The sequence below is a fragment of the Propionibacterium sp. genome (genome assembly GCF_047719395.1).
Classification (GTDB): domain Bacteria; phylum Actinomycetota; class Actinomycetes; order Propionibacteriales; family Propionibacteriaceae; genus Propionibacterium.
This window is the reverse complement of the sequence record NZ_JBDNTB010000009.1, coordinates 1-26,545: the sequence shown is the minus strand read 5'-3', so window position 1 is coordinate 26,545 and position 26,545 is coordinate 1. Positions and strand designations below refer to the sequence as shown.

Sequence of the window (26,545 nt, the reverse complement as noted above, 5' to 3'; positions counted from 1 at the left end):
GCCATGGTTCAGGCCCGCGTCACACCATCGTGAGGTGGGCCTGACCGGGGAGAACCGACGATCGTGGGGAGAAGCCGATGCGTGTCATCATCAGTGGGGCAAGCGGCCTGGTGGGCCGGGCACTGACCGAGCGGCTCAAGGCCGACGGGCATGAGGTGGTGCGTCTGGTGAGGCACCCGCCGAACGGCGAGGACGAGCGGCAGTGGTCGCCTGGCAGCGAGCCGCTCGATCCGCAGACCCTCGCCGATGTGGACGCGCTGGTGAATCTGTCAGGGGCGCCCATCGCGAATCTGCCGTGGACATCCTCGACGCGCCGGGAGATCCTCGACTCCCGCATCGAGACCACGGGAACACTCGTCGCGGCACTGCGCCAGCTCGACGGCACCGGTGAGGGCCCGAAAACCCTTGTCAACGCGTCGGCGGTTGGCTACTACGGCGATCGCCCCGGTGAGACTCTCGACGAGTCCGCGGCTCCGGGGGCGGGTTTCCTCGCCGATGTCGCGCAGCGCTGGGAGGGCATCGCCGTGACGGCCCCGCCGCAGGTGCGCGTGGTGCGGGTGCGTACCGGGATTGTGCTGGCGCCCAGCGGTACGCCCGATTTCACGAAGCCCAGGAGCGTGCTCAGCAGCCTGGGGGTTGCCGGCATCCTGCGTCTGCTGACCTGGCTCGGTGTCTCCGGGCCCTTGGGTACCGGACGTCAGGTCTGGCCATGGATCACGCTGCGCGATGAGGTGGGCGCCATCGCGCATGTGCTCGGCTCCCAGGTGGAGGGACCGGTGAATCTGGCAGCGCCGGCGCGCACCACAGCGGCGGATCTTGGCCGGGAGCTGGCCGAGCAGATGCATCGTCCCTATCTGCTACCTGTCCCGCGGCCCGTGCTCACCGCGGTTCTCGGTGACGCGGCCCGGGATTTGCTGCTCGCCGACCAGTACGCCGTGCCGGTCAAGCTGCTGGAAGACGGCTACCGATTCCAGGACACCACGGTGGCCGACGGCGCTGCTCAGACCGCGCCGCAATCGTGAACTCTTCCGCCGTCGATCTGGTCTTCGACGGTCAGTGCGGCTTTTGCACACGCTGTGTGATGTGGATCGCGCGACGTGACAGGCATTCGCGGGTCCGGCTTCACCCGGCGCAGAGAGCAGGAGTCCAGGATCGTTTTGGCTTGACCGAGGCCGATATCCGGAGCACGGTGTGGGCGTTCAGATCCGGCCGGCGGTCATCGGGAGCAGCCGCCATCAGCCTCGTGCTCGATGCCGCGCTCGGAGTGCGTGTCTGCAGCGCGGTGCACCGGTTGCCCGGCGTCCACCAGGTGCAGGAGAAGGTCTACCAGTGGGTCGCCAACCATCGATATCTGCTGCCGGGTGCGGCGCCGTGGTGCAACCAGCATCCCGGTGACTGCGAGCCCGTGGCGGGCGGATCGAGTAGTTGTTCGTCCGCCACGTCCGGCACATCCCGGCCGGGGCGTGCCGGCAGTGGTCCCATGTGTGGGCCAGGTGCACGGTGAGCCTGATTCCGCGGCGGGTCGAGATGGATCCTCGCGATCTTGTCTGCCAGGGGACTGGTCAGCCAACTGGAATGTCGCGACGCCGGTAGCCCGCCAGACCCACCGCGACCATTGCCGCTGACGCGATGCAGAGCCAGACAACAGGCACCCAATTCATCGCGTCCACCGGAAGCTTCGGCAGCAGCGCGAGGGGCGAGGTCTGCATGAGCCAGTGCGGGAACTTCATCAGCCTGCCGAGTTCCTGGACGACGACCATCCAGCCGAGCAGCGCCCAGCCCAGCCACTCGGCCCTGGGCACCCAGGCGATGCCAGCCAGTGTCAGCGCGGTCAGCAGCCACACACCCGGCAGCATCACCAGGCCGGGTGAGAACTCGCGCCACCAGCCTGTCGAGCCGCCCACGAGAGTGTGCACCGTGGCGAGCGCCGCTCCAAGTCCAGCAAGCAGCAGCACCGGCCCGGCCAAGGCAAGCCACAAATGCGACCAGGCGAAACGCACCCTTGTCACCGGTCGGGCGAGCACCGCCTCCAGGTGTCCTCGCGTTTCTTCTGCGCGCAGCTGCAGAACGCTGCTCACCCCGAAGGCGGCTGCTCCGAAGGTGGCGAAAGAGGTGACCAGGCTGATGTAGAGGTCGCCCATATGGCCGGCACCGCCCAGCGCCTGGAAGAGTTGCTCGCTGCCCTCATCCAACAGGCCGGTCAGAGATCCCATGATCGCGCCCACCAGCACCCCGAAGCCCAGATACGCCAGCAACCACCCCAGGAAGGTTCCCTGCTGCAGCTTCCACGCGAGGCCGAAGACTGAGCCGATCCGTCCATCGGGGGTACCTGTGATCCCTGGAACCAACCCTGCCCCGAGGTCGCGGTGACCGCTGAGCACATGGGACAGCATCACCAGGGCAATGCAGAGGACCAGGGGGAGCATGAGCACCCAGCTGCGGTCCCCGTCATAGGGACGCACCTGCTGGGCCCACCCGATGGGTGACAGCCAGGACAACCAGCTGAGTCCGCGGTTCGCCGCCACATCGCCGATCATCCGCAGCACGAAGGCCAGCGCCAGGCACGCGTAGGCCCACATGCTGCAAGTCCTCGTGCTGGAGGAGAACTGCATGGCGACGGCAGCCAGACCGGTGGAGCTCAGCCCCACTCCGGCCTGGGCCAGGCCCAGCAGCATCGAACCTGTGACCTGCCAGCCGCCCGCCCACAGGCACAGACCGGTGCCGATCCCGCAGACCAGCGAAACGATGGCCGCGAGAGCTGTCGAGACGCGCAGCGCGCACGTCCGAACTCCCGAGGTCGCGCCGAGCAGTTCGGTGCGTCCGGTCTCCTCATCGCTGCGGGTGTGGCGACGCAGCACGGCGATGACCAGGAAGGACAGCGCGATCATGTCGATCATCGCGAGCTTGTTGGCACCGATGCCGCCCGCGGAGGAGAGGTCATGGACGCGGCCGTACATCGCCACCACCCCGACGGAGGCATTGCTTGCTGCATTGACCGCCACCAAGGCGTTCTGATCGGGATAGAGGTCGCGGGTGGTGCGGGCCGAGTAGTAGCTCATCAGCCAGATCAGCACCGTGACGATGCCGATCATCAATGCATCGCGGCGCAAGGCCAGTCGCAGCAGGACCCGATGAACGGGTACGCCGAGATTCATCGGGGACCACCGGTGCCGGACTCGTCGTAGCTGCTGAGGAACAGTTCCTCCAGGCTGGGAGGTTCGCAGACCAGCGACACCACTCCGGTACGCGACAGCACTGCGACGGCCGCATCCAGCTGGGCGGAATCGACCGAGAAGGTGAGTCTGTTGCCGTCCTGGTGCAGCTGACTGATTCCGGTGAGGCCATCCAGTGTGGTGGGTGCGCGCAGGGTCGCGGTGATGCGGGTCGTGTGCAGGGATCGCATCTCGTCCAAGGTGGCCGAACGGATGATTCGTCCCGCCCTGATGATGGAGATCTTGTCGCTCAGTTCCTCGACCTCACTGAGGATGTGGGAGCTGAGGAGCACCGTCGCGCCATCAGAGCGCAGCTCGCGGACGCAGCGCTGGAAGGCGGCCTCCATGAGCGGATCGAGGCCGGACGTCGGCTCGTCGAAGACGTACAGCTCGGCTGGGCAGGCCAGCGTTGCGACCAGTGCCACTTTCTGACGATTGCCCTTGGAGTAGCTGCGGCATTTCTTCGAAGGATCGAGTTCGAACAGTTCCAGCAGCTCGGTTCGACGCTTCGCGTCTGGGGAGCCCTGCAGACGCACGAGCAGGTCGATCACCTCGCCGCCGGTGAGATTGGGCCACAGGCTGACTTCGCCAGGCACATAGCCGAGCTTTCGGCGGAGGATGCCGGTGTCGCGCCAAGGATCGGCGCCCAGCACCCTGACCGATCCCGAATCGGAGCGCATCAGCCCTAGTAGAATGCGGATCGCAGTGGACTTGCCTGCCCCATTCGGGCCCAGGAAGCCGTGTATCTCGCCCTTCTCAAGGTGGAGATTCAGGCCGTCGAGGGCTCGTACATGGCCGAAAGTCTTCACCAGGTCGGTGGTCTCCAGAGCCGTGCTCATGGAACCCAGGTTAGGGAGCTACCGGGTCTGAGGTCTCAGCCACGGGCGTCTTTGGGAATTACTTCTCGAAGGATTCGTTGTCCTACAGGAACTCGGCCGGATCAACCTGATGTGCTGGCGCTGCGGCCTCGGCCCTGAACACATGCGGGGTTCTCCAGTGGCGGGCGACGAATGCTTTCCTGACAGCCCGGGTGATCGTACCGGCACGGTCCGCCGGCGCTAGGGCGATGGCCGAGCCGCCGAAGCCTCCACCGGTCATGCGCGCGCCCAGCGCGCCGGTGCTGAGGGCGGTGTCCACCGCTGTGTCCAGCTCGGGGCAGCTCACCTGGTAGTCGTCGCGAAGCGAGGCGTGCGAGGCGCTGAACAGCGCACCGACCGTCGCGAAGTCGCTCGCCTGCAGGGCTGCACAGCACTGCTTGACGCGATCGATCTCGGTGGCGACGTGGCGCACGCGCCGTCCCATGTCCGGATCGTCCAGGCGGCTCAGGGCAGCATCGAGCTGGTCGATGCCGATCTGGCCGAGCAGGTCGACGTCGAGTTCGGCTGCGGCCTGCTCGCAGCTGGCTCGCCGTTCGGCGTATTGCCCGTCGATGAGCTCGTGTTCGGCTCGGGTGTCGATGACGAGCAGCGACAGTCCGTGCGAGGCCAGGTGGAACGGGACCTGCTGGGTCTGGGCAGCGTGCCCGAAATCAATGCACAGCGCATCTCCGGCATGGCACAGTATCGAGGCCGTCTGGTCCAGGCCACCGCTCGGCACTCCGACGATGTAGTTCTCCGCCCGGCGGCAGGCATCTACCAGGGTGCGACGCCGTGTGTCGTCGTCGAGAAGCCCAAGCCCGAATACACCCGAGGCAGCGGCTCCCACCGATGCCTCCAGAGCAGCCGAGCTGGACAGTCCCGCACCGATGGGCACGTCCGAGGCGATCGCCATGTCGAGGCCGTGCACCACGAACCCGAATTCGCGCAGCGCCCACACGGTGCCGGCGACATAGCCCAACCAGCCCTCGGGAACACCGGGACTCACCTCGCCCAGATCGATCTGCTCGGTCACCTCGAAATCGAGGGACGCCACCCGCACGATGTCGTCCTCGCGCGGTGCGGCTGCAGTGTGGGTGCGCTGCGGCAGGGCGATCGGCAGGCACAGGCCGCCGTTGTAGTCGGTGTGCTCACCGATGAGATTGACCCTGCCTGGGGCTGCCCAGACACCTGCGGGCTCACGGCCGAAGATCTCCACGAATCGACGCTTCGCCTGTTCAGCCAGGTTTCCCATGCTTGCTCCCGGTGCGGCGGCATCGCCGCAATATGTCTCATGTCCAACGGCCCCGAGGACGAGGTGCCTCACCCTGGTGCGCCCTTCATGTCCCTCGAGATGAATCTACCGATTGAGGAATCTCGAGCAACCCCTGTCTGAGACGTGGTTCCGGCAGTGGGGCGGTAGGGGGTGTCCAGGCTGTTGATCCACGACCGGGCGGCACCGGTGTCGGTTTGTGGGAACGTGGCAGCGGCGTGAAGGACAGCTCAGCCGCAGAGTGTTCCCCAGACCAACGGCACAACCAGCCCGACCGGGTGTTCGCGGATGCCTCACCACAGTCATTGCCGCGATCGGCAGCTCCTCCCCGAGTGACACAATCTGGGGGTGTCTGAGGCTGAGGAACGCAAGGGAGTCATTTACGGACTGGTCGCCTATCTCGTCTGGGGCGGCTTCCCGCTGTACTTCCGGTTCCTGCAGCGCAGCAATTCTTTTGAGATCATCGCCGACCGGATCATCTTCTCGCTGGTCTTCTGCCTCATCCTGGTGGCCTTCCTGAGACGCTGGGGCCGGCTGCGCGATGTCATTCGCCGACCGCGTCTGCTCGGGGGCATAGCCCTTGGCGGAGCCCTGGTGACGACCAATTGGACGATCTATGTGTGGGGCGTCAACAGCGGGCGCACCATCGATGCGGCGCTCGGCTATTTCATCAATCCGCTGATATCGACCCTGCTGGGGGTTTTCGTGCTGGGGGAGCGGTTGCGGCGCGGCCAGCTGGTTGCTTACGGAATCGGTGTGCTGGCGGTTCTCGTGCTGGTGATGGGCTATGGCAAGGTGCCCTGGGTGGCGCTCGGCGTCTCGATCAGCTTCGCGTTCTACGGCCTCGTGAAGAACAGGGTCGGACAGGTTGCCGATCCTCTGACCGGGCTGGTCTTCGAGACCGCCGCGGTGCTTCCCTTCGCGATCATCTCGCTGGTGGTGCTGGCAGGAATGGGAGAACTCACGACCAACCTCCACACCGGCTATGGCTGGGTATTGGTCCTCGCCGGTCCGCTCACCGCGATACCGCTGCTGCTCTTCGCGGCTTCCGCAGCGCGTGTCTCACTCACCATGATCGGAATCCTGCAATACATCTGCCCGGCCATCCAGTTCCTGATCGGCTGGCTGGTCTTCGGAGAGCACATGACCACGGAGCGCTGGATCGGTTTCGTGCTCATCTGGGCGGCCATCGCGCTGTTCACCCTCGACTCCATCGTCGCGGCCCGCCGAATCGGGCACGGGCGCTCCTGACTCGCTGCCAGAAAGGCGGCTCGGGCCACCTCGTGGTCATCCGTGGTCATCTGACGCGGTGTACCGCCGGCGGATCCAAGCGGCCCGTCGACGGTGGGAGGGTGCGCGGGCACCAGCCCAGCTCAGATCCAGGAGCGGAACCACATGCGCAGCAACCAGCCCTGACGGGTCATCAGTTGATCGGTGAGGATCGGGTAGATGAACATGAAATTCGCAATGACGATGACCACCACCACCGTGACGATGATGGCCCCGATTCTTCGTCGCTCGGGTGGTGCGTTCGAGGGCCCGAGCACCTTGCCGAGCACCATGGCGAGCACCGTTGCGGTGAATGGGATGATCATGATCGCGTAGAAGAAGAAGGTGGGCCTGTCGGCATTGGGGAACCAGCCCAGCCAGGTGGCCGCCGCCGCGACGAGCGGCACCCCGAAGCGCCAGTCGCGTCCGCCGATCCAGAAGAACAGCCCGGCGATCACTGCAATGGCGGCGAACCACCACAGGAATGGCGTTCCCACCCCGGAGATGACCCTCAGGCAGGTGTCTCCGACAGCCTTGCAACCATCCACTCCGGGCTGGATGTCGTTGACGGCGTCGATGCCGATAACTCGGCCCACGAAGGGCCAGCCGAGTGGATAGGCCTGATAGGTGTGGGTCTGGTGGGCGATCCAGGTGCCGGTGTGGAAGCCGTAAATCTCCTTGTGGTACTGCCACAGGCTGGCCAACGGAGCACCGATGAGCTTGACCAGCGGATCATCGGGATGCTGAGCCCCCCACTGCCGGTCGTAGCCGCCCTGGGTGAGCAGCCAACTCGTCCATGTGGCCAGGTAGACCCCAGCGGCCAGCAGAACCATCACGATCGCGTCGGGCACGCCCTCGCGCCACAGCGAATACCAGGCCTTGCGCCGGGCGCCGGCAGTCAGCCTCGCCCGGTAGTCGAACACGATGCTCATCACCGCGAAGCAGGCCAGCACATACATGGCATTCCACTTCGAGCCGCAGGCCAACCCGAACAGCAGTGCCGACACCAGTCGCCATGGCCGCCAGAGCAGCAGCGGGCCGTAGGAGCCACCGAGATTCAGCGCACCATTGCTGCGAAGATGATCGGCCAGGTGGCGCCTGAACCAGTCCCGGTCGGCCAGCCATGTGCCCACCGCAGCCACTGTGAAGAAGGCCTCGAAGATGTCGAGCAGCGCAATCCGGCTCATCACGAAGCTCAACCCGTCGACCACGATGAACAGCCCGGCGAGGGCGCCGATGAGCGTGGAACGCGACAGCCGGCGCGCCATCCGCACGACGGCTCCGATGAGCAGCGAACCCGCGATCAACGAGGCGAAACGCCAGCCGAAGGAGTTCATCCCGAAGGCATGCTCGCCCAGCGCGATGAGCCACTTGCCCAGCTGGGGGTGCACGATGAACTCCGCCGACTGCTCCCAGATGTCGGTCACTCCGGAGGCGATCTGCGGATCGGCATTGGACGGCCAGCTGCGTTCATAGCCGAAATGCAGGATCGACCAGGCGTCCTTCGCGTAGTAGGTCTCGTCGAATTCGAGCCGGTTGGGCCTGCCGAGGTTGACCAGCCGGATGAGGAATCCGATCACCACCAGCGCGGCTGTGATGATCCAGCTGCGCAGTTCGTCGTGGCGCAGCACGGCGCCGTCGTCCAGCTTGTCGACGGTGGAGGGCAGCACATCGCGGAACTGTCGGGATGACGACACGCCGGTGGCGATGGGCTGCAAACTCACGGCGCCATCCTAGGGGGCCCAGCCATGAGCACCCTTTGGGCACATGATCCCGAATGTCGGGGCCTGGGTCTGGAGCATCCGGAGGCTGGCCGGGCGGCTATCGTCGCTGCGTGGACACCACCAGTGAGGCAGGCGACTTCGGCGCGAGCTCCCCTGGGGACGCCATCGGCCGGCTCGTGCTCGCCGGCACCCCCATCGGTGCCGCATCCCAGGCCTCGCCGGATCTGTGCGAGGCGCTGCGTACGGCCGATGTCATCGCCGCCGAGGACACCCGGCTGCTGCGGACCCTCTTGGCCCGCACCGGCACCGAGACCCGGGCCCGGATCGTCAGCTACTTCGAAGGCAACGAAGCTGAACGCACCCCGGGACTGCTCGCAGAGTTGCTCAATGGCCAGACCGTGGTGGTGGCCACCGATGCCGGTATGCCCTCGGTGAGCGATCCGGGATTCAGGCTGGTGAACGCCGCGGTCGAGGCAGCTGTGCCCGTCAGTTCGGTGCCCGGGCCGAGCGCCGTCACCACCGCACTGGCGGTCTCGGGGCTGCCCTGCGACCGGTTCTGCTTCGAGGGCTTCCTGCCTCGCAGCGGGGGCGCTCGCAGGCGGCGGCTCGCCGACTTGGCGGCCGAGCCGCGCACCCTGGTCTTCTTCGAGGCGCCCCACCGGCTGGCCGACTTCCTCTCCGATGCCGCCAAGGCCTTTGGCCATGACCGGGCCGGCGTGCTGTGCAGGGAGCTGACCAAGCCCTGGGAGGACATCATCCGCGGCAACCTGGATCAGCTGACCCAGTGGGCGCGCGAAAACGCCCGCGGCGAGACCACCCTGGTCATCGCCGGGCACACGGTGCGCGAAGGTGAGGGCATGGCCGACGCGCTCGACATGGTGAGCGAGAAGATCCAGTCCGGTGAGCCGCTCAGCTCCAGCGTCTCGGAGGTGGCCTCGCTGACCGGGGTGCGCCGCAAGGATCTGTACCGCGCGGCCATCGCCCGCCGTGACGGCGCGTCCTCCTGAGGGACCGGTTTTCCGCTGTTGCAGCCTTGACCATGCCGATGTCGGCGGCCATCAGTCCTGGTACGGCATCTGCCTGGGCGCGACAGGGACAAGAATGGGGCGCGTGACTTCCGTTTCGATCCCAGACGAGTTGGTCCGGCTCGGTCTGCCACCGCTGCCAGAAGCCCTGCCCGCCGATGTTGTGGACAACCACACCCATCTGGATTCCACCCATGAAATGTCAGGCCTGTCGCCCGAGGCGAATCTTTCTGCGGCTGAATCCGTGGGAGTGACCCGGACGGTCCAGGTGGGATGCGATGTGGTGAGCAGCTATTGGGCCGCAGACTTCGCCGCGCAGCACGAGCAGGTGGTGGCCGCTGTCGCCGTGCACCCCAACGATGCGGTGAAGCTGGTCTCCCGCGAGGCCCCCGCGGCTCTTGACGAGGCAATGGCCCAGATCCAGAAGTTGGCGATGCGCTCCCAGGTGCGAGCCGTGGGTGAGACAGGCCTGGATTACTTCCGCACCCACGCCGACGAGAACCGCGAACTGCAGCGGCGCGCCTTCGCCGCGCACATCGAGATTGCCAAGGCCACCGGCAAGACCCTTGTCATCCACGATCGCGATGCCCATGCCGATGTGCTGTCCGTGCTCGACAAGGTGGGATGGCCGGAGCGCACCGTCTTCCACTGCTTCAGCGGGGACGCCGATTTCGCGCTGGTCTGTCTCAAGCACGAGGTCTGGCTGAGCTTCGGGGGCTCGCTCACATTCAAGGCCAATGTCTCGCTGCGCAAGGCCCTTGCGGTCACCCCGCCGGAGCGGGTCCTGCTGGAGACAGACGCTCCCTATCTCACGCCCGCCCCCTTGCGCGGCCGGCCGAATGCCCCCTATCTCGCCCCGCACACCCTGCGCTTCCTGGTGGAGAACCGGGCCCTCAACCGTTCCATACACACTCCCGGCGAACCACCGGACCTCGAGACCTGGTGCCACGAGATCAATCTCAACACCGATGAGGCCTACGGCGGCCCCTGGAGCCAGGTCGGCTGATGGCTGAGCTGCTCGACCCTACAACCCTTCGCCACTACGCCCAGCAGCTCGGTCTGCGTCCCACCAAGACCCTGGGCCAGAACTTCGTGGTGGACGCCAATACGGTGCGCCGGATCGTCTCGCTGGCCGAGGTCGGCCCTGAGGATGTCGTCCTGGAGATCGGACCGGGGCTCGGCTCGCTGACCCTGGGTCTGCTGGAGACCGGAGCATCGGTGACGGCCATCGAGATCGACAGGAGGCTCGCCGACATCCTGCCCGGCACCGTCGCCACCCACCAGCCCGGGCGCGAAGCGATGCTCCGGGTGCTCAGCGCCGACGCCATGGCCATCGGAGAGCTGCCTGCTCCGGCCCCCACGCGGCTGGTGGCCAACCTGCCCTACAACGTGTCGGTACCGGTGCTGCTGCACATGCTGGCCCGCTTCCCGAGCTGGCAGGCAGGGCTGGTCATGGTGCAGTTGGAGGTGGCCGACCGGTTGGTGGCACCCCCCGGCTCCAAGGTCTACGGCGTACCCAGCGCCAAACTCGCCTGGTACGCCGATGCCGAGCGGATCTCCACGGTGCCGGCAAGCGTCTTCTGGCCGGTGCCCAAGGTGGCATCCGGCCTGGTGCGCCTCACCAGGCATCAGCCGCCGTCGACCAGCGCGTCCCGCGAAGAGGTTTTCAGGGTGATCGACGCCGCCTTCGGCCAGCGCCGCAAGATGTTGCGCTCGGCCCTGGCCGGGATCGCCGGAGGCTCCGCGGCCGCATCGAAGGCCATCGCCGAGGCCGGATTGGAGCCCACCGCGCGTGGCGAGACCGTCGACATCGCAGGCTTCGCGGCGATCGCTGAACGGCTCGCTGCGGTGAACTAGGCACACCGCAGCGCAACAACGACATTCGTGATGGCCCGGAGCGGACGTAGGGCTGCGTCGCGCGCTACTTTGGGCCCGTGAGTGACTCCGACAGCACGCGGGACGGCGACTCGGCCAACAGCCTGGGCCCCGTGGACACCCGCGTCAAGGTGAGGGTGGCCGCCAAGGTCAATCTGTACCTGCGGCTGGCCACTCGCGGTGACGACGGCTACCACGAGCTGAGCACCGTCTTCCATGCGGTGTCGCTGTTCGACGAGGTCGTCGCCGAACGCCGCGCGGACGATGTCATCGACGTGCACACCCACGGCGGCCAGTCCGACAGGGTCAGGGACGATGCGACGAATCTCGCGGTGCGCGCCGCCGTCCTGCTGCGTGCCGAGCACGGGCAGGCCGACCAGGGAGTGCACCTGGACATCACCAAGACCATCCCCGTCGCCGGCGGCATGGCGGGCGGTTCGGCCGATGCTGCGGCAGCCCTGCTCGCCTGCTCGGTGCTGGGGGATCTGGACACCACCCCGGACGACCTGCACGATCTCGCCGCCAAGATCGGTTCCGATGTTCCCTTCGCGCTGCTGGGTGGCACGGCCATCGGCCACGGACGCGGCGAGCAGCTCGTCCCGGTGCTCACCAGGGGCAGCTACCAGTGGGTGCTCGCCCTTGCTCCCAGGGGACTGTCCACCCCGCAGGTTTTCCGCCAATTCGACGAGCAGATCGCCCGCGGCGAGGTGGAGCCGATGCCTCAGAGCGGGACCGAGCCACCTCGGGAATTACTCAATGCGCTTGCCGGCGGTGATGCCGAAGGCGTCGCGGAACACATGCACAACGACCTGCAAGAGGCGGCGTGTCAGATCTGTCCCGAACTGCGCAAGACCCTGGAGGTCGGCAAGAGAGCCGGCGCCCTGGTCGGAATCATCTCGGGCTCCGGGCCGACCTGCGCCTTCCTGTGCGCCTCCCAGACCGATGCCCGCAATGTCGAGGCTGTGCTGAAAATCCTTCCGCAGGTGCACGAGGTGCGCCGTGCCAGCGGCCCGGTTCCCGGCGCCCAGCTGGTGTCCTGAAGGATCGACTCATCCCTCGGCGGGTGATGCCCCGGCATCGGCATGCGTGGTCAGCAGCCGCGGCCGGTGTTCCAGGGATGCCAGGCCGTTCCAGGTGAGATTGACCAACTCGGCAGCCACTGTCGCCTTGTCGGGTTTCCTGGTGTCCACCCATGCCAGGCCCGCCGAACTCACCAGCCCCACCAGCGCCTGGGAGTAGATGCCGGCGATCGCCGGATCGTATCCACGGCTCACCAGAGGCGGTTTCAGCAGGTCTTCCACCCGGGTCGCGATGTCATTGATGATGGACGCGAAGGATCCTGCCGGGTTGCCCACCGGCGAGTCCCGGGAGAGGATCCGGAAGCCGTCCGGACGGTCATCGATGTAGTTGAGCAGGGCCAGTGTGCCGCGCTCGATCACCTCGCGGTAGCTCGCCGAACGCCGGGAGATGGCGGTCATGATGGCATCGTCCAAGGTGGTCACCTCGCGGTCGACGACGACCGCGTAGAGGCCTTCCTTGCCGCCGAAGTGGCCGTACACCACGGGTTTGCTGACGTGTGCGTGCGCGGCGACCTCTTCGACGGAGGTGCCGTCGAAACCTCGTTCGGCGAACAGCGTCCGGGCCACATTGATGAGTTGCTCACGGCGTTCACCGGAGCTCATCCTCGTCCGGCCGTGGCGTGGCCGCTCCCCAGATTCCTGGGTTGCGGGGCCCTGACTCATGGGCTCAGTGTTGCACAGCTGATTCCGGGGCCCCGCTGTGCGCAGGGATTCAGGGGTCTTCGCGAGGCTCGAGGATTTCGGGATCTTCGCAGGCTCGGTGATCCCGGGTTGTACGCCGTGCTCAGCGCCGGTACCAGCTTGCCGGGCGGAGATTCTTGGTGACCTCGTCGGCAACACCGAGGGCATGGGAGAAGATCGCCATCCGCACCAGCAGGCCGTTGTCGGTCTGCCGGAAGATCGCCAGGCCGGGGAAGTCGTCCACATCGGGGGACAGGTCGAAGGAGTTGTGGCGGGAGTCGCGGGGCAGCGGGTGCATGATGATCGCGTCGGGACGTCCGCTCCTGTCCAGGATCTCCCGGTTGATCAGATCCCCCTCGAGGTGCACGGCCTGCTCGTCCTCCTCGCTGAGCCGTTCCTTCTGCACCCGTGTGCAGTAGATGACGTCTGCCGGGGCGATGGCTTCGGCCACCGATCCGCATTCGACGATGTGGTTGCCGCTGGCCGCGACGCGCTCGAAGAACTCCGCCGGCAGCGCCAGCGCGGGCGGGCCGAAGACCCGGAAACTGACCTTGTCGTACAGACCGAGCACTTGCAGCAGGGAATGCACGGTGCGGCCGTAGCGCAGGTCGCCGAGCACTGCGATCGTGGCGCCGTCGATGCTCTTGCCGCGAGCGGTCAGCTCCTTGCGCATCGTGAACAGGTCGAGCAGCGATTGGCTCGGATGCTCGCCGGAACCGTCGCCCGCATTGATCACCGGAACAACCGAGGCGTCGGCGAACTGGGCGACCGAACCGGTGTCCGGATGGCGCACCACCAGCGCATCGGAATAGCCGGAGACCACACGGGCGGTGTCATGGATGGATTCGCCCTTGGCCATCGAGCTGAAGGTGAAGCCGGTGGTCGAGACCACCGATCCGCCGAGCCGGTGGAAGGCCGACTCGAAACTCAACCGGGTGCGGGTGCTGGGCTCGAAGAACAACGAGCCGAGCACAGCTCCTTCGAGGATACGGCACACCTGCGTGCCCTGGCCCACCGGCCGTAGCGCCTCAGCAGTGGCGAAAAGCCTTGTCAGGACGTCGCGATCGAGTTGCATCACGCTCAGCAAGTGCTGTCCGGTACCGAAAACGGGAAGTTCTGACTGGGTTTGCACGCCGTCCTTACTCACGGGGGCAGCCTAGAGGACGCCCGGTGCACGGCCGAATCATGGCCCGGTCACGATGGAGGGTTTGTCATCGCGCGGCGCATGGGCCCTAGAATTGCCAGGTCGCCTCGGGTGATCATTCCCTGGTTGGTCTGCCGGTAGGGCCCGCCTGACTTTGAATCAGGACTAGCGCCGCAGGTTCGACTCCTGCCCAGGGAGCTGCTCAGGGGGGTGTCCATCCGAACAGGGGGAATCATGAGCGCCGGTCAGCAAACCGAATCCGGCTCGGCTGCGGAGAATTCTGCGCAGGAGTCCGCGCCGGACACGAAGGTCAGCGCGGTCATCGTGCTCGCCGCGGGGCACGGCACCCGGATGAAGTCGAGTACCTCGAAGCTGCTCCACAAGGTCGCGGGAAAGTCCATGCTCAGCTACGCGGTCCGCGCCGCCGAGAGCCTGCACCCCGAGCATCTCGTCGTGGTGGTCGGCTTTGAGCGTGAGCAGGTGGAGGCCCATCTCGCAGACATCGCTCCTGATGTGACGGTCGTCGTCCAGGACCAGCAGCTGGGTACCGGCCACGCGGTGCGCTGCGGCATGTCCGCAGTGCCGGCGGACCTGCGCGGCAATGTGGTGATCACCTATGCCGATGTGCCGATGCTCACCGGGGACACCCTCGACTCCCTGCTCGGTGCGCACGAGGAGCACTCCAATGCCGTCACGGTGCTCACCGCCCAGCTCGATGACCCCACCGGGTACGGCCGTGTCGTGCGCGATGGCCGGCGTGTGCTGCGCATCGTCGAGCAGAAGGACGCGGACGCCGACGAGCTGTTCATCACCGAAGTCAACTCCGGTATCTATGTCTTCAACGCACAGGTTCTGCGGGCGGGATTGAAGCGGCTGTCCGGGGCCAACGCCCAGCATGAGCTGTACCTCACCGATGTGGTGGAGTTCGCCAACCAGCTCGGGCACCAGGTGGGCACCTACCAGACCGAGGACACCTGGCAGACCAAGGGCGTCAACGATCGCTTGCAGCTGTCTCAGATGAACGCCGAAGTCAACCGCCGAATCTGCGAGCACTGGATGATCGAGGGCGTGACCATCGCCGACCCGAAGACGACCTGGATCGAGGACGATGTCACCCTCGAAGCCGATGTCACGATCCTGCCGTGCACCCAGCTGCTGGGCGCCACCAGCGTCTCGGCCGGCGCGGTGATCGGCCCGGACACGACGCTGAAGGATGTCGAGGTGGGCGTGGGGGCGCACGTCGTGCGTACCCACGGTGAGCTTTCGGTGATCGGGCCGCACACCGATGTCGGCCCGTGGGCGCGGCTGCGGCCGGGCACCGAGCTGTCCGAGCACGGCAAGATCGGCACCTTCGTCGAGACCAAGAACGCCAAGATCGGTGCCGGTTCCAAGGTGCCGCACCTGACCTACTGCGGTGACGCGATATTGGACACCGGCATCAATGTCGGGGCCGGCACGATTTTCGCCAACTACGACGGCAAGCACAAGTCCACGACGCATGTCGGGGACGACGTCTTCATCGGATCGAATTCCGTGCTGGTGGCGCCGGTCGATGTGGGCTCCGGTGCCTTCGTGGCGGCCGGTTCGACGATCGCCGAGGATGTCCCGGCGGGTGCCCTGGCAGTGGCCCGCGGGCGGCTCCACCTGTCGCAGGGCTGGGTGGCGAGGCGCCGTCCGGGCTCCAGGGCCGATCAGTCTGCCCGGCACGACACCAGTGACGTGCACCCTGCTGTGCTCGCCAGCCGGGAGATGTTGGCGGCCGACGCAGCCAAGACGACACCGACCACACACTGATTTTCGGCTACCGACCACACACTGATCGTCAACACCAAGGGGACAAGCGCGAATGAGCGGCGTCAAGCGCAAGGGCGAGCAGCATCTCATGCTGTTCTCAGGACGGGCCTACCCGGAGTTGGCGCAGCGCGTCGCCGACCTGATGGACGTGGAGCTGGTCCCGAGCCGGCTGATCACCTACGCCAACTCCGAGATCTACGTCCGATTCGAGGAGTCGGTGCGCGGCTGCGACGCCTTCGTGATCCAGAGCCATCCGGCGCCGGTCAATGAGTGGTTGATGGAGCAGCTCATCATGGTGGATGCCCTCAAACGGGCCTCGGCCAAGCGGATCACGGTGGTCGCGCCGTGCTTCCCCTACGCCCGCCAGGACAAGAAGCATCTGGGGCGCGAGCCCATCTCGGCGCGCCTGGTCTCCGATCTGATGACCACCGCAGGCGCCGACAGGATCATGTCCGTCGACCTGCACGCCGCCCAGATCCAGGGCTTCTTCAACGGTCCTTTGGACCACCTCTCCGGGCTTCCGGTGCTCGCCGACTATGTCGAGAAGAAATATTCCCACGACCAGATGGTCGTGGTCAGTCCCGACGCCGGCCGTGTGCGGCTGGCCGACATGTGGAGCGACCGGCTGAAGATGCCGCTGGCCATCATCCACAAGCGCCACGATCCGACAAAGGCGAATCTGGTGAAGGTGCACGAAGTGGTCGGTGATGTCGAGGGACGCACCTGCATGCTCGTCGACGACATGATCGACACTGCCGGCACCATCTGCCAGGCCGCCAACGCGCTGCTGGAGCACGGTGCCGCCAAGGTGATCGCCGCTGCAACCCACGCGGTGCTTTCCGGGCCGGCCGAGGAGAGGCTCAACGCAACGCCTTTCGAGGAGATCATCGTCACGAACACCCTGCCGGTTCCCCCTGGCATCGACATTCCGAAGATGACGGTGCTGTCCATCGCCCCGCTGCTGGCCCGGGCCATCCGCGAGGTCTTCGAGGACGGTTCGGTGACCAGCCTGTTCACCAACGGGGCGCAGGTCCATTAGCGCTGGACAGGCGAGTGCTCGGCCGCGCTCACCGCGGCGTTCGCAGGTGCGCAGCTGATCCGCTATGCTGTGCAGGTTGCTTGGCGAGGGCTCAGACTGTGCTGATCCGTGATCGACTGGCGCACTGCGGGTTTCTTCCCGCCGGGGCGCATGTCGCGTCCGATTCTCCGGTTCCGCTTCTCGTTCCCCGCCTGGCATGAGTGCCCCCTCGTGCGGGTTCCCCGCACACGTGCCGGCCACCGTCGGCGCATCACCGTGAAGCAGATCTCGTGAAGGAGAACCGATGGCTGAGATTCAACTCACCGCCGAGTCCAGGACAGAGTTCGGCAAGGGTGCGGCCCGCCGCATCCGCCGTGCGGACAAGATCCCCGCAGTGCTCTACGGGCACGGAACAGATCCCGTGCACCTGACACTGCCGGGCCACGAGACGCTGCTGGCACTGCGCCAGGAGAATGCGCTGCTGCACCTGGCGCTGGCCGGAGGCGACGAGCACCTGGCACTCCCGAAGCAGGTCCAGCGCGATCCCATCACCAATTTCATCGAGCACGTCGACCTGATCCTCGTGGTCAAGGGCGAGAAGGTCGTCGTCGAGGTTCCCCTGGAGTTCCTGGGCACCCCTGCGCCCGAGACGATCCTCAACGAGGAGCGCACGCACCTGTCGATCCGCGCCGAGGCCACCAACATCCCGAACAGGATCGAGGTTTCCGTCGAGGGTCTCGTCGTCGGCGACCAGATCCTGGCCAGCCAGGTCGTTCTGCCCGAGGGCTCCGAGCTCGATACCGATCCCGAGCAGCTCATCCTGTCCGCTTCCGCACCGATCAGCGAGGAAGCCCTGGAGGCTGAGCTCGCTGAGAACCAGCCTGAGGCAGAAGTCGCCGAGGATGAGGGTGAGGGTGACGCCGAAGGCGAGGGTGAGGGTGACGCCGAGGGCGACGCCAAGGAGTGATCCTGGCGACCGCAGGACAAGAACGAGTCGAGGGGCGTGCCTGTGCTGGGCCCGCCCCTCGGCGTTCCTGGACTGAGGAGAGGTCATGACCTGGCTGGTTGTGGGTCTGGGAAATCCGGGCCGTCAATACAGCAGCACACGGCACAACGTGGGCTACCTTGCGGCCGACGAACTGGTCCGGCAGGCGGGTGAGCGCTGGAAGACCGCTCGCGGCATGCACGCGCAGGTCGTGAGCACCCGCGTCGGTGAGTCCGGTCTGGGCCTGCCCGGTGGTGAGGCAGTGGTGATCGCAAGGCCGCTCACCTTCATGAACGAGTCCGGGCAGGCGGTCCGTGCCCTCATGGACTTCCATCACCTCGATGCAGATCGGCTCGTCGTGGTGCATGACGAACTTGATCTGGATCCCGGTCAGCTACGGCTCAAACGAGGCGGCGGTGACAATGGTCACAATGGCCTGCGGTCGATCCGTGCGCACCTCGGGAGCGGGGACTTCTACCGGGTGAGGATCGGCATCGGGCGTCCTCCCGGCCACGGAGCCGGCGCTGACTACGTGCTGGGCCGCATCGCCAAGGCCGACCGGGACCAGACCGCGCTCGACGTCGATCGTGCCGCCGACGCAGTGCTGACGCTGCTGACCCAGGGCCTGCCTGCAGCGCAGAACCAGTTCAACTCCTGATTTCCGGCAGCCCAGGCGGCTGCCCACCTGATTGCAGCGAGACAGTGTGATGAACTTCACTTTTCACCGGTGCACGTCCCAAGGTCGCAGCCCATCAGCTGGTTGAGCTGGGATTCAGGCCGTTTCAGCACCCGCGGGGACGCCTGTCACCGATGTGGTCACCTTCTGTGCCCCGGTGAACGCTGCCAGGCGCCGGGCCGGTGCCACCGTCTTGGCGCGCGTCGTCGTCGAAATCCTCGGTGCCAGTTCCAGGTCCAGCTTCTTGGCCCTGGCAGAGCCGGTGAGCACGAAGCGGCCGATGTCGCGGCCGTCCACGATGATGACGCCGTGGCCTGCACCGGCTCCTTCCACGTGTGTGTGACCCATCCTGTGGCCGGCCGGACGCGGGAACCGTGTCTCATCGTGGCAGCCGTATGCCTCGTCGTACATCGGCAGCAACCAGGTGCCCCGACAATCACCCCGGGGGGGAGCATCGGCCGGCCACCACAGCTCGACGCCCTCGACGTGGCCGTGGGCCAGGTCCGAATCGCGTAGTGCCGTGGTGATCTGGCCCTTGGCCAGCACGCACCAGCGTTGGATGTCGTGCACCGAGCTGGGGCCGCGCCCGGCCACGAACCGTTGCACCAGATGCACGGCTGCCTCGTCGCTGGGCAGCGGAGTGTCCTCGGGAACGATCTCGTCCATGAGCCGGTAGGTCTGCTCGCCCTCTCGTGACGGGCCCGATGCGATCAGCGCGTCCATCTCAGCGAGAAACAGCAGGTGACCCACCACCTGGCCCTGCCGGGCGAATCCGGTGACGGGCAACAACGGGTGCAGCTGCTTGCGCGTCAGGGTCTGCCCGTCTGACAGCGCCCGCTGGATGCAGGAAAAGGCCTCGTCGCGGACCTGGTCATCGATGCCGAGCTGGCGGTGCCGCGAGGCCGTTCCGGAGATGATCTTCGGGCCGGTCAGGCGAAGCAGCCAGCGCACGTCATCGCGGTGCACGTAATGCCAGGTGGGACGCAGGACGTGGGTGCGCAGCACCTCGCCCGAGCCGAGCTGTTGCACGACCTCGTCATCGTGGCTGAGTCCTGTGCGCAGCGCAATCGAGAACCGTGCCAGCGGAGGGTCCTGCGACTGCATCGCCAAGGCGTCATGGACGGCATCGGCAACGCCGGGTGCAGGTGGGCCGATCAGGTGCTGTGCCCTCAGTCGCGCCCCGAGCACCGGACGCAGCTCGGAGCTGACCCGGGTTCCGAGCCACCGGGGTTTGCCGCTGGGGGTCATACCCACCAAGGCTAACGGTGAGCACCGACATCGCGCGGTCCACCAGCGCCGGGGAAACCTGGTCCCCACTCGCGTTGACCACGCCTCGTGAAGAGCGCACCAGGTGCACAGGTGGCGGGGGTGTGAGGGAACGCGGAATCAGCGTAAAGAGCGAAGGCAGCTGCCGAGCGGAGTCACGCCTCAGCGCGGAAGACAGATGCCACGGCGATGATCTCCGGCGCGCCGCAACCTCATGCTCGGCGCGGTTGACGGGCACAGGTAGTCTCACCAGAGTGAATCTGCACGGCCTCATCGACACCTTCGGCCGGGATCCCGGAATAGCCAGCACGATCGAGCAGGCAGCTGCCGGGGTCGATGCACTCGACATCACCGGCCCAGCATCGGTCCGCACTCTGCTGGCGTCCGCCCTCATCGAATCCACGCATCGCCCGCTGCTGGTGGTCACCTCCACCTTCCGTGAAGCCGAGGCGTTCGCCGACGAACTCTCCGGCATCCTCGGCGAGGAGGCCGTGTGCTATTACCCGGCCTGGGAAACGCTGCCTCACGAGCGTCTCAGCCCGCGCTCCGACACAGTTGGACGCAGGCTCACCGTGTTGCGCAGGATCGCGGGACGAGACGAGGCACCCGCGCCGAAAGTGGTTGTCGCTCCGGTCCGTTCGGTCCTGCAACCCCAGGTCAAGGGCCTGGCCCAGCTCACACCGGTGCGCATCCGGGTGGGTGAGGACTATGAACTGGAGCTTCTCGAAGCCGACCTGGTGGCAGCGGCCTACTCCCGTGTGGACCTGGTGGAGCGTCGCGGCGAATTCGCCGTGCGAGGCGGCATCGTCGATGTCTTCGGGCCCACCGACGATCACCCGGTGCGCATCGACTTCTTCGGCGACGCGGTCGATGAGATGCACACCTTCACCGTCGCTGACCAGCGCTCAACCGACGAGAGCCTCGACGAATTCACTGCCGTGCCCTGCCGTGAACTCCTGCTCAGCGAGCAGGTGCAGGAGCGTGCCGCTCAGCTGATCGACGCTCACCCGGAACTGTCCGAGATGCTGGAGAAGATCTCCCAGGGCCAGGCCTGCGAGGGCATGGAGGCTCTCATCCCGGCTCTGGTCGATGAGTTGGAACTGCTCGTCGACGTGATGCCCGGGAACACGCTTGTACTGGTGGCCGACCCGGAGCTGGTGCGCTCCCGGGCCGCCGATCTGGTGCGCACCTCCCAGGAATTCCTGCATGCGTCCTGGGCCGCCGCAGCATCCGGCGGGAAAGCTCCCATCGACCTGGCATCCTCGGCCTATCGCGAGCTGTCCGAGGTGCGCGCCCAGGCGCTGTCCCGAGGCCAGGCCTGGTGGTCGCTGTCGCCATTCACCTCGGCCCCCGATGCCCCGGCCCCGGTTCCTGGACCTGACGGCACCGAGATCGCTGCCGGCGGGGGAGTCGCCACGCTCGGCCTCGGCATCGAGGCGATGCCGAGTTGGCGGGGCGACGCCGAGGCGGCGGCCGAAGCCATGAAGGCCGATCTGCACCGTGGCTGGCGCGTGGTCCTCTCCGTGACTGGGCAGGGCCTGGCAAGCCGGATGGCCGAGCTGCTCTCCGAGAGGGACATTCCCGCGAAGGTTACCGACCTGGATCACCAGGGGCCCGAAGCCCAGGTGGTCAATGTCGTCGTCTCCACCCTGACGCACGGCTTCCGCGCCCCCGAGATCGAATTGGCCCTGGTCGCCTCGGGTGACCTGTCCCACCAGCCCGCCGAGACGCGTTCCTCCCGCAAGATGCCGGCCAAACGGCGCAATCAGGTGGTTCCCCTGCAGCTTCGCCCGGGTGATCCGCTGGTGCACGAGCAGCACGGTGTGGGCCGATTCGTCGAGATGGTGCAGCGCACGGTCGCCGGTGCGACGCGGGAGTACATGGTCATCGAGTACGCCCCCTCGAGGCGCGGCCAGCCCGGCGACCGGCTCTATCTGCCGATGGACCAGCTCGACCAGGTGACCCGCTACGTGGGCGGCGAAACGCCGGCGCTGGACAAGATGGGCGGCACCGACTGGAAGCAGCGAAAGTCCAGGGCGAAGAAGGCCGTTCACCAGATCGCCGCAGGGCTCATCAAGCTCTATGCCGCCCGCCAGGCCACCAGGGGTCACGCCTTCGGCCCGGACACGCCCTGGCAACGGGAGATGGAGGACGCCTTCTACTTCACCGAGACGCCCGACCAGCTGTCCTGCATCGTCGACGTCAAGCAGGACATGGAGCAGATCATCCCGATGGATCGCCTGATCTGCGGCGACGTCGGCTACGGCAAGACCGAGATCGCGGTGCGCGCCGCCTTCAAGGCCGTCCAGGACGGCAAGCAGGTGGCCGTGCTTGTGCCCACCACGCTGCTGGTCCAGCAGCACGCCCAGACCTTCCTGGAGCGCTATGCCGGGTTCCCGGTGGTTGTCGAGCAGCTCAGCCGGTTCTCCACCGCCGCAGACACCCGTCGTACCATGCAGGGCCTTGCTGAGGGCAGGGTCGATGTCGTGATCGGCACTCACCGTCTGCTCTCCGACAAAGTCAAATTCAAGGATCTCGGTCTGGTGATCGTCGACGAGGAGCAACGCTTCGGCGTCGAGCACAAGGAAGCCCTCAAGAAACTGCGGGTCAACGTCGACGTCCTCTCGATGAGCGCCACGCCCATCCCGCGCACCCTCGAAATGGCGGTCACCGGAATCCGCGAGATGAGCACCATCGCCACCCCACCCGAGGAACGCCATCCGGTGCTCACCTTCGCCGGCCCCTATGACGAAGGCCAGGTGGTCGCTGCGATCCGCCGCGAGCTGGCACGCGAGGGCCAGACCTTCTTCGTGCACAACCGCGTGCAGTCCATCGACCGCACCGCAGCTCGCCTCCGCGATCTGGTGCCCGAGGCGCGGATCGCCGTCGCACACGGGCAGATGAACGAGAAGGCCCTGGAGAAGGTGATGCTCGACTTCTGGGAGCGCCGTGCCGATGTGCTCGTCTGCTCGACAATCGTCGAGGCCGGCCTGGACATCTCCACCGCCAACACCCTCATCGTCGAGCGCGCCGACCACATGGGCCTGTCTCAGCTGCACCAGTTGCGGGGCCGGGTGGGGCGTGGCCGCGAACGTGGCTACGCCTATTTCCTGTACCCGCCGGACAGGCCGCTCACCACCACCGCGCACGACAGGCTGTCGGCTCTTGCCGCGAACAACGACCTCGGCGCCGGCATGGCCATCGCCATGAAGGATCTGGAGATCCGCGGTGCAGGAAATCTGCTCGGTGACGAGCAATCCGGCCACATCGCCGATGTCGGCTTCGACCTGTACCTCCGCCTGGTCGGTGAGGCGGTCGCCGAGTACAAGGGCGATTCTGCCGCCGAGGAGCAGCCCACCATCCGCATCGAATTGCCCATCGACGCGCATCTGCCCGTCGACTATGTCGAATCAGAACGGCTGCGGCTGGAGATGTACAAGCGCATCGCAGAGGTCCGGTGCACGGAGCAGATCGAAGAGCTTCGCCAGGAACTCATCGACCGCTACGGTCCGCTGCCTGCCCAGGCGAACTCCCTTCTGGAACTTGCCGACTTCCGCAGGCAGTGCCGCGAGGTCGGAGTCACCGAGGTGATGGCACAGGGCAACAACATCCGCTTCTCGCCGGTGGTGGGCAGGCACGGCCCCGACGGCACCGAGCTCACCATCCCCGACAGCCGCCGGCTGCGCCTGGAAAGGCTCTACCCGGGCACAGTGGTCAAGAATGCCGCGAACATGCTGCTGGTGCCCGCTCCGCGCACCGCGAAGGTGGCAGGCCGGCCGATCACCGATGATGCACTCCTCGAGTGGGTGGCCGGATTCGTGCGCGACATCCTGGCACCCGCGAAGCGCAGCCCCGACGGCAACGCCGGGAAAGGCAAGCCTGGACTAGTCTCGGACGAAGATGTGCGACGAGGCGCCCACAGCCGTGCCACCCAAGGAGTGTCCCGATGACGAAACGCTCACGACTCATCCCGCTGGCCCTGCCCGTGGTGACGCTGGCCCTGTTCGCAGGTTGCTCGCCCAATCCCAATACGGCTGTGCAGATGGGCGACAGGACGGTGAGTGAAGTCGCCATCACGAACTCCGCGAAGGGATGCTCCCAGGTGCTGGACGAGATGGGTCTGTCCAGCCAGTTCACCGACGGTGACGTGCGGCGCAATGTCGTGTCCTGGCAGGCCTCGGGCCTGATCGCCGACGAATTGGCCTCCCAGTACGGCGTCAGCATCAAGGACTCGGACAAGCGAGTGGCCCTGGCCAGCCTGCAGAACGGCCCCCAGTTCGCGAAGAACGAGACCTGCGGTGAAGCCCTGGACGGCAGGCTCAAACTACTCGCACTGGCCCAGGAAGAGGGTGCTGACAAGGTGGCTCACGATGCAGCAGCCGAAGACATCGTGGTGAATCCCCGCTACGGCAGCTGGAATGGCAGCCAGCAGCTGGTCAACGGCACGGGTTCGATGTCGCTGCCCAGTGGCTCATGAGCGAAGCCCGTGAGGGGGAGGCCGCGCCCGGTCACCAACTGACCCGGCTGGTCGAGGTGATGACCAGGCTGCGCCGCGAGTGCCCCTGGGATGCTCGCCAGACCCATCGCTCCTTGGTGAAGCATCTCGTCGAGGAGTGTGCGGAAACGGTGGACGCAATCGAGGTGGGCAGCCCCGAAGATCTCCGGGAAGAACTCGGCGATGTGCTCATGCAGGTGGTCTTCCACTCCCTGCTGGCCCGTGAAGACGGCCTCTTCGGCATCGACGATGTTGCCGACTCTGCGTCCGCGAAGCTCATCGCACGCCACCCGTATGTGTACAAGGGCGCCGAGCTGCCCAGCGATCTGGACGCCAGCTGGGAGTTGCGCAAGCGCGCCGCCAAGCACCGCAATTCCTGTCTGGACGGCATCGCCGGCTCACTCCCCGCCCTTGCCAAGGCCGCAAAGGTGGCGCAGCGCGAGCACAATGGCGGTCCCGATGAGGGCTCGGCCGATGCCGAGCCGATCACCGCCGAGCAGGCCGGTGAGCAGATCCTTGCGATCGTGCGGCGCGCCGAGGCCAGTGGCGTGGACGTCGACCAGGCCACCCGCGATGCGGTGCGTTCCTGGGAGCGGCGGATTCACCGTCTGGAGAGGGATCAGCGCTCCGTCTGAGTCTGCAAATGGCCGGATGAGAAGGCCGCCGACACTGTGATAGGGGATGGACGCAGCCCCCAGGAGTCGACCGGATAGGCTGAGCCCGAGGAGCGTTCAGCTCTCCGAGACTATGAAAGGTCATAACCCGTGGCAGCTATCGAACACATCGAGGCTCGCGAGATCCTCGATTCGCGCGGAAATCCCACCGTTGAGGTTGAGGTCTACCTGGACGAGCCTGGCGTGTCGGCCCGTGCAGCCGTTCCGTCCGGTGCCTCCACCGGCGCCTTCGAGGCCGTCGAGCTGCGTGACGGCGACAAGGACCGCTTCGGCGGCAAGGGCGTCCTGAAGGCTGTATCCAATGTCGAGGACGCCATCCAGGAAGAGGTTCTGGGCCTGGACGTCAGCGACCAGCGTGCAATCGACGACGCGATGATCGCTCTCGACGGCACCGACAACAAGGCCAAGCTGGGCGCCAATGCCATCCTCGGCGTTTCCCTCGCCGTGGCCAAGGCTTCGGCCGAGTTCGCCGGCCTGCCGCTGTACAAGTACATCGGTGGTCCGACTGCCTACCTGCTCCCCGTGCCGATGATGAACATCCTCAACGGTGGCGCCCACGCCGACTCCAATGTCGACATCCAGGAGTTCATGATCGCCCCGATCGGTGCAGAGAGCTTCGCAGAGGCCTTCCGCATCGGCGCCGACGTGTACCACTCCCTCAAGAGCGTGCTCAAGGCCAAGGGCCTGAACACCGGTCTTGGCGACGAGGGCGGTTTCGCTCCCAGCCTCGACTCCAACCGTGAGGCCCTCGACCTGATCGAGGAGGCCATCAAGAAGGCCGGCTACGTGCCCGGCAAGGATGTGGCCCTGGCTCTCGACGTCGCTGCCAGCGAGTTCTACAACGAGGGCAAGTACACCTTCGAGGGCTCCGAGAAGACCTCCGCCGAGATGATCGAGTACTTCGAGAAACTCGTCAACGACTACCCGCTCGTCTCCGTCGAGGATCCCCTCGACGAGGAGGACTGGGACGGCTGGGCCACCCTGACCAAGGAGATCGGCGACAAGGTGCAGCTGGTCGGCGACGACCTGTTCGTCACCAATGTCAAGCGCCTCCAGAAGGGCATCGACACCCCCGCCGCCAATGCGCTGCTGGTCAAGGTGAACCAGATCGGTTCCCTCACCGAGACCATCGACGCCGTCAATCTGGCTCACCGAAATGGCTTCCACACCATGATGAGCCACCGTTCCGGTGAGACTGAGGACACCACCATCGCCGATCTCGCCGTGGCGCTGTCCTGCGGCCAGATCAAGTCCGGTGCTCCGGCCCGTGGCGAGCGCATCGCCAAGTACAACCAGCTGCTGCGCATCGAGCAGGATCTGGACGACGCGGCGGCCTACGCCGGCGCAGAAGCCTTCCCCCGCTTCGATCGCACCAAGTGGTGAACAAGGGTCACAAGCGTTGTGAACGCTGATCCGGATCAGTGATCCGGTTCCGCTTCACTGTCTGGGGGGGGGGGGGGGGGGGGGGGGGGGGGGGGGGCCCCCCCCGGGGGGGGGGGGG

The 26,545-nt window shown here is 66.4% G+C and carries 22 protein-coding genes and 1 tRNA gene; 16 read left to right on the top strand and 7 right to left on the bottom strand.

Annotation, left to right across the window (positions count from 1 at the left end):
• Positions 1-77: 77 nt before the first annotated feature.
• Positions 78-1,022 carry a TIGR01777 family oxidoreductase gene (locus ABF648_RS02650; RefSeq protein ID WP_415630743.1) on the top strand — a complete coding sequence of 315 codons (945 nt, stop codon included), beginning with the start codon at positions 78-80 and terminating at the stop codon, positions 1,020-1,022.
• Positions 1,019-1,504, top strand: a complete 486-nt coding sequence (locus ABF648_RS02645; RefSeq protein ID WP_415630742.1) for a thiol-disulfide oxidoreductase DCC family protein — start codon at positions 1,019-1,021, stop codon at positions 1,502-1,504. The genes ABF648_RS02650 and ABF648_RS02645 overlap by 4 nt, the downstream gene beginning before the upstream one ends.
• Positions 1,505-1,562: 58 nt before the next feature.
• Here the strand turns inward: ABF648_RS02645 and ABF648_RS02640 are convergent, their stop codons facing one another.
• The 3 genes from ABF648_RS02640 to galK form a co-directional block, all read right to left on the bottom strand.
• On the bottom strand, positions 1,563-3,155 hold the full coding sequence (locus ABF648_RS02640; RefSeq protein WP_415630741.1) for an ABC transporter permease: 1,593 nt from the start codon (positions 3,153-3,155) through the stop codon (positions 1,563-1,565).
• Positions 3,152-4,051, bottom strand: coding sequence for an ATP-binding cassette domain-containing protein (locus tag ABF648_RS02635; protein ID WP_415630740.1), 900 nt, complete (start codon positions 4,049-4,051; stop codon positions 3,152-3,154). Before ABF648_RS02635 ends, ABF648_RS02640 begins: the two co-directional genes overlap by 4 nt.
• A gap of 82 nt (positions 4,052-4,133) precedes the next feature.
• Entirely contained in the window at positions 4,134-5,321 is a 1,188-nt protein-coding gene (gene galK / locus ABF648_RS02630; RefSeq protein WP_415630739.1) for a galactokinase, read from the bottom strand.
• A gap of 366 nt (positions 5,322-5,687) precedes the next feature.
• On the opposite strand from galK, the gene rarD reads away from it, so the two are divergent.
• The gene (gene rarD, locus ABF648_RS02625; RefSeq protein ID WP_415630738.1) at positions 5,688-6,590 is read left to right on the top strand and encodes an EamA family transporter RarD; all 903 of its coding nucleotides are present in this window, start codon (positions 5,688-5,690) and stop codon (positions 6,588-6,590) included.
• A 122-nt stretch (positions 6,591-6,712) separates the two neighbouring features.
• On the opposite strand, the gene ABF648_RS02620 is transcribed toward rarD, so the two are convergent.
• On the bottom strand, positions 6,713-8,278 hold the full coding sequence (locus ABF648_RS02620) for a dolichyl-phosphate-mannose--protein mannosyltransferase (RefSeq protein WP_415630779.1): 1,566 nt from the start codon (positions 8,276-8,278) through the stop codon (positions 6,713-6,715).
• Between the two features lie 218 nt (positions 8,279-8,496).
• Between ABF648_RS02620 and rsmI the strand changes: the two genes are divergently transcribed.
• The 4 genes from rsmI (at position 8,497) to ABF648_RS02600 (ending at position 12,272) form a co-directional block, all read left to right on the top strand.
• Positions 8,497-9,339: a 16S rRNA (cytidine(1402)-2'-O)-methyltransferase gene (gene rsmI, locus ABF648_RS02615; RefSeq protein WP_415630778.1), complete on the top strand. Its 843-nt coding sequence runs from the start codon at positions 8,497-8,499 to the stop codon at positions 9,337-9,339.
• 103 nt (positions 9,340-9,442) lie between these two features.
• Complete coding sequence (locus ABF648_RS02610; RefSeq protein ID WP_415630737.1) at positions 9,443-10,363, top strand: TatD family hydrolase; 921 nt, start codon at positions 9,443-9,445, stop codon at positions 10,361-10,363.
• Positions 10,363-11,214, top strand: a complete 852-nt coding sequence (rsmA, locus tag ABF648_RS02605; protein WP_415630736.1) for a 16S rRNA (adenine(1518)-N(6)/adenine(1519)-N(6))-dimethyltransferase RsmA — start codon at positions 10,363-10,365, stop codon at positions 11,212-11,214. Before ABF648_RS02610 ends, rsmA begins: the two co-directional genes overlap by 1 nt.
• 122 nt (positions 11,215-11,336) lie before the next feature.
• Positions 11,337-12,272 (top strand): 4-(cytidine 5'-diphospho)-2-C-methyl-D-erythritol kinase, encoded by a 936-nt coding sequence (locus ABF648_RS02600; RefSeq protein ID WP_415630777.1) that lies wholly within the window; start codon positions 11,337-11,339, stop codon positions 12,270-12,272.
• A 9-nt stretch (positions 12,273-12,281) separates the two neighbouring features.
• Here ABF648_RS02600 and ABF648_RS02595 read toward each other — a convergent pair whose 3' ends face one another.
• Together ABF648_RS02595 and pyrB are read right to left on the bottom strand one after the other, a co-directional pair.
• On the bottom strand, positions 12,282-12,974 hold the full coding sequence (locus ABF648_RS02595) for a TetR/AcrR family transcriptional regulator (RefSeq protein WP_415630735.1): 693 nt from the start codon (positions 12,972-12,974) through the stop codon (positions 12,282-12,284).
• A 121-nt stretch (positions 12,975-13,095) separates the two neighbouring features.
• Entirely contained in the window at positions 13,096-14,139 is a 1,044-nt protein-coding gene (gene pyrB, locus ABF648_RS02590; RefSeq protein ID WP_415630734.1) for an aspartate carbamoyltransferase, read from the bottom strand.
• Between the two features lie 116 nt (positions 14,140-14,255).
• Between pyrB and ABF648_RS02585 the strand changes: the two genes are divergently transcribed.
• The 5 genes from ABF648_RS02585 to pth all read left to right on the top strand — a co-directional run bounded on the left by ABF648_RS02585 (position 14,256) and on the right by pth (position 18,591).
• Positions 14,256-14,334 (top strand) — tRNA-Gln (locus tag ABF648_RS02585).
• 36 nt (positions 14,335-14,370) lie between these two features.
• A complete protein-coding gene (glmU, locus tag ABF648_RS02580) occupies positions 14,371-15,930 on the top strand; it encodes a bifunctional UDP-N-acetylglucosamine diphosphorylase/glucosamine-1-phosphate N-acetyltransferase GlmU (protein ID WP_415630733.1) in 1,560 nt (519 codons plus the stop codon).
• A 52-nt stretch (positions 15,931-15,982) separates the two neighbouring features.
• Positions 15,983-16,969 carry a ribose-phosphate diphosphokinase gene (locus tag ABF648_RS02575; RefSeq protein WP_415630732.1) on the top strand — a complete coding sequence of 329 codons (987 nt, stop codon included), beginning with the start codon at positions 15,983-15,985 and terminating at the stop codon, positions 16,967-16,969.
• A 283-nt stretch (positions 16,970-17,252) separates the two neighbouring features.
• On the top strand, positions 17,253-17,915 hold the full coding sequence (locus ABF648_RS02570; RefSeq protein ID WP_415630731.1) for a 50S ribosomal protein L25/general stress protein Ctc: 663 nt from the start codon (positions 17,253-17,255) through the stop codon (positions 17,913-17,915).
• A gap of 85 nt (positions 17,916-18,000) precedes the next feature.
• Positions 18,001-18,591, top strand: a complete 591-nt coding sequence (gene pth / locus ABF648_RS02565; protein ID WP_415630730.1) for an aminoacyl-tRNA hydrolase — start codon at positions 18,001-18,003, stop codon at positions 18,589-18,591.
• A 114-nt stretch (positions 18,592-18,705) separates the two neighbouring features.
• Here pth and ABF648_RS02560 read toward each other — a convergent pair whose 3' ends face one another.
• The gene (locus tag ABF648_RS02560; RefSeq protein ID WP_415630729.1) at positions 18,706-19,857 is read right to left on the bottom strand and encodes a winged helix DNA-binding domain-containing protein; all 1,152 of its coding nucleotides are present in this window, start codon (positions 19,855-19,857) and stop codon (positions 18,706-18,708) included.
• Between the two features lie 245 nt (positions 19,858-20,102).
• On the opposite strand from ABF648_RS02560, the gene mfd reads away from it, so the two are divergent.
• From mfd to eno, 4 genes are all read left to right on the top strand, one after another.
• On the top strand, positions 20,103-23,825 hold the full coding sequence (gene mfd / locus ABF648_RS02555) for a transcription-repair coupling factor (protein ID WP_415630728.1): 3,723 nt from the start codon (positions 20,103-20,105) through the stop codon (positions 23,823-23,825).
• Positions 23,822-24,352 carry a hypothetical protein gene (locus tag ABF648_RS02550; protein WP_415630727.1) on the top strand — a complete coding sequence of 177 codons (531 nt, stop codon included), beginning with the start codon at positions 23,822-23,824 and terminating at the stop codon, positions 24,350-24,352. Before mfd ends, ABF648_RS02550 begins: the two co-directional genes overlap by 4 nt.
• Positions 24,349-25,005, top strand: coding sequence for a MazG family protein (locus tag ABF648_RS02545; RefSeq protein ID WP_415630726.1), 657 nt, complete (start codon positions 24,349-24,351; stop codon positions 25,003-25,005). The genes ABF648_RS02550 and ABF648_RS02545 overlap by 4 nt, the downstream gene beginning before the upstream one ends.
• Before the next feature lie 129 nt (positions 25,006-25,134).
• Positions 25,135-26,427 (top strand): phosphopyruvate hydratase, encoded by a 1,293-nt coding sequence (gene eno / locus ABF648_RS02540; RefSeq protein WP_415630725.1) that lies wholly within the window; start codon positions 25,135-25,137, stop codon positions 26,425-26,427.
• The last annotated feature ends 118 nt before the right edge of the window (positions 26,428-26,545 follow it).

Excerpts from the sequence above, each read along its gene's own strand:
- ABF648_RS02650 (WP_415630743.1), top strand. The coding sequence starts at position 78 with ATGCGTGTCATCATCAGTGGGGCAAGCGGCCTGGTGGGCCGGGCACTG.
- ABF648_RS02640 (WP_415630741.1), bottom strand. The coding sequence starts at position 3,155 with ATGAATCTCGGCGTACCCGTTCATCGGGTCCTGCTGCGACTGGCCTTG.
- ABF648_RS02635 (WP_415630740.1), bottom strand. The coding sequence starts at position 4,051 with ATGAGCACGGCTCTGGAGACCACCGACCTGGTGAAGACTTTCGGCCAT.
- galK (WP_415630739.1), bottom strand. The coding sequence starts at position 5,321 with ATGGGAAACCTGGCTGAACAGGCGAAGCGTCGATTCGTGGAGATCTTC.
- rsmA (WP_415630736.1), top strand. The coding sequence starts at position 10,363 with ATGGCTGAGCTGCTCGACCCTACAACCCTTCGCCACTACGCCCAGCAG.
- ABF648_RS02595 (WP_415630735.1), bottom strand. The coding sequence starts at position 12,974 with ATGAGTCAGGGCCCCGCAACCCAGGAATCTGGGGAGCGGCCACGCCAC.
- glmU (WP_415630733.1), top strand. The coding sequence starts at position 14,371 with ATGAGCGCCGGTCAGCAAACCGAATCCGGCTCGGCTGCGGAGAATTCT.
- ABF648_RS02575 (WP_415630732.1), top strand. The coding sequence starts at position 15,983 with ATGAGCGGCGTCAAGCGCAAGGGCGAGCAGCATCTCATGCTGTTCTCA.
- ABF648_RS02570 (WP_415630731.1), top strand. The coding sequence starts at position 17,253 with ATGGCTGAGATTCAACTCACCGCCGAGTCCAGGACAGAGTTCGGCAAG.
- pth (WP_415630730.1), top strand. The coding sequence starts at position 18,001 with ATGACCTGGCTGGTTGTGGGTCTGGGAAATCCGGGCCGTCAATACAGC.
- ABF648_RS02560 (WP_415630729.1), bottom strand. The coding sequence starts at position 19,857 with ATGACCCCCAGCGGCAAACCCCGGTGGCTCGGAACCCGGGTCAGCTCC.
- ABF648_RS02550 (WP_415630727.1), top strand. The coding sequence starts at position 23,822 with ATGACGAAACGCTCACGACTCATCCCGCTGGCCCTGCCCGTGGTGACG.
- ABF648_RS02545 (WP_415630726.1), top strand. The coding sequence starts at position 24,349 with ATGAGCGAAGCCCGTGAGGGGGAGGCCGCGCCCGGTCACCAACTGACC.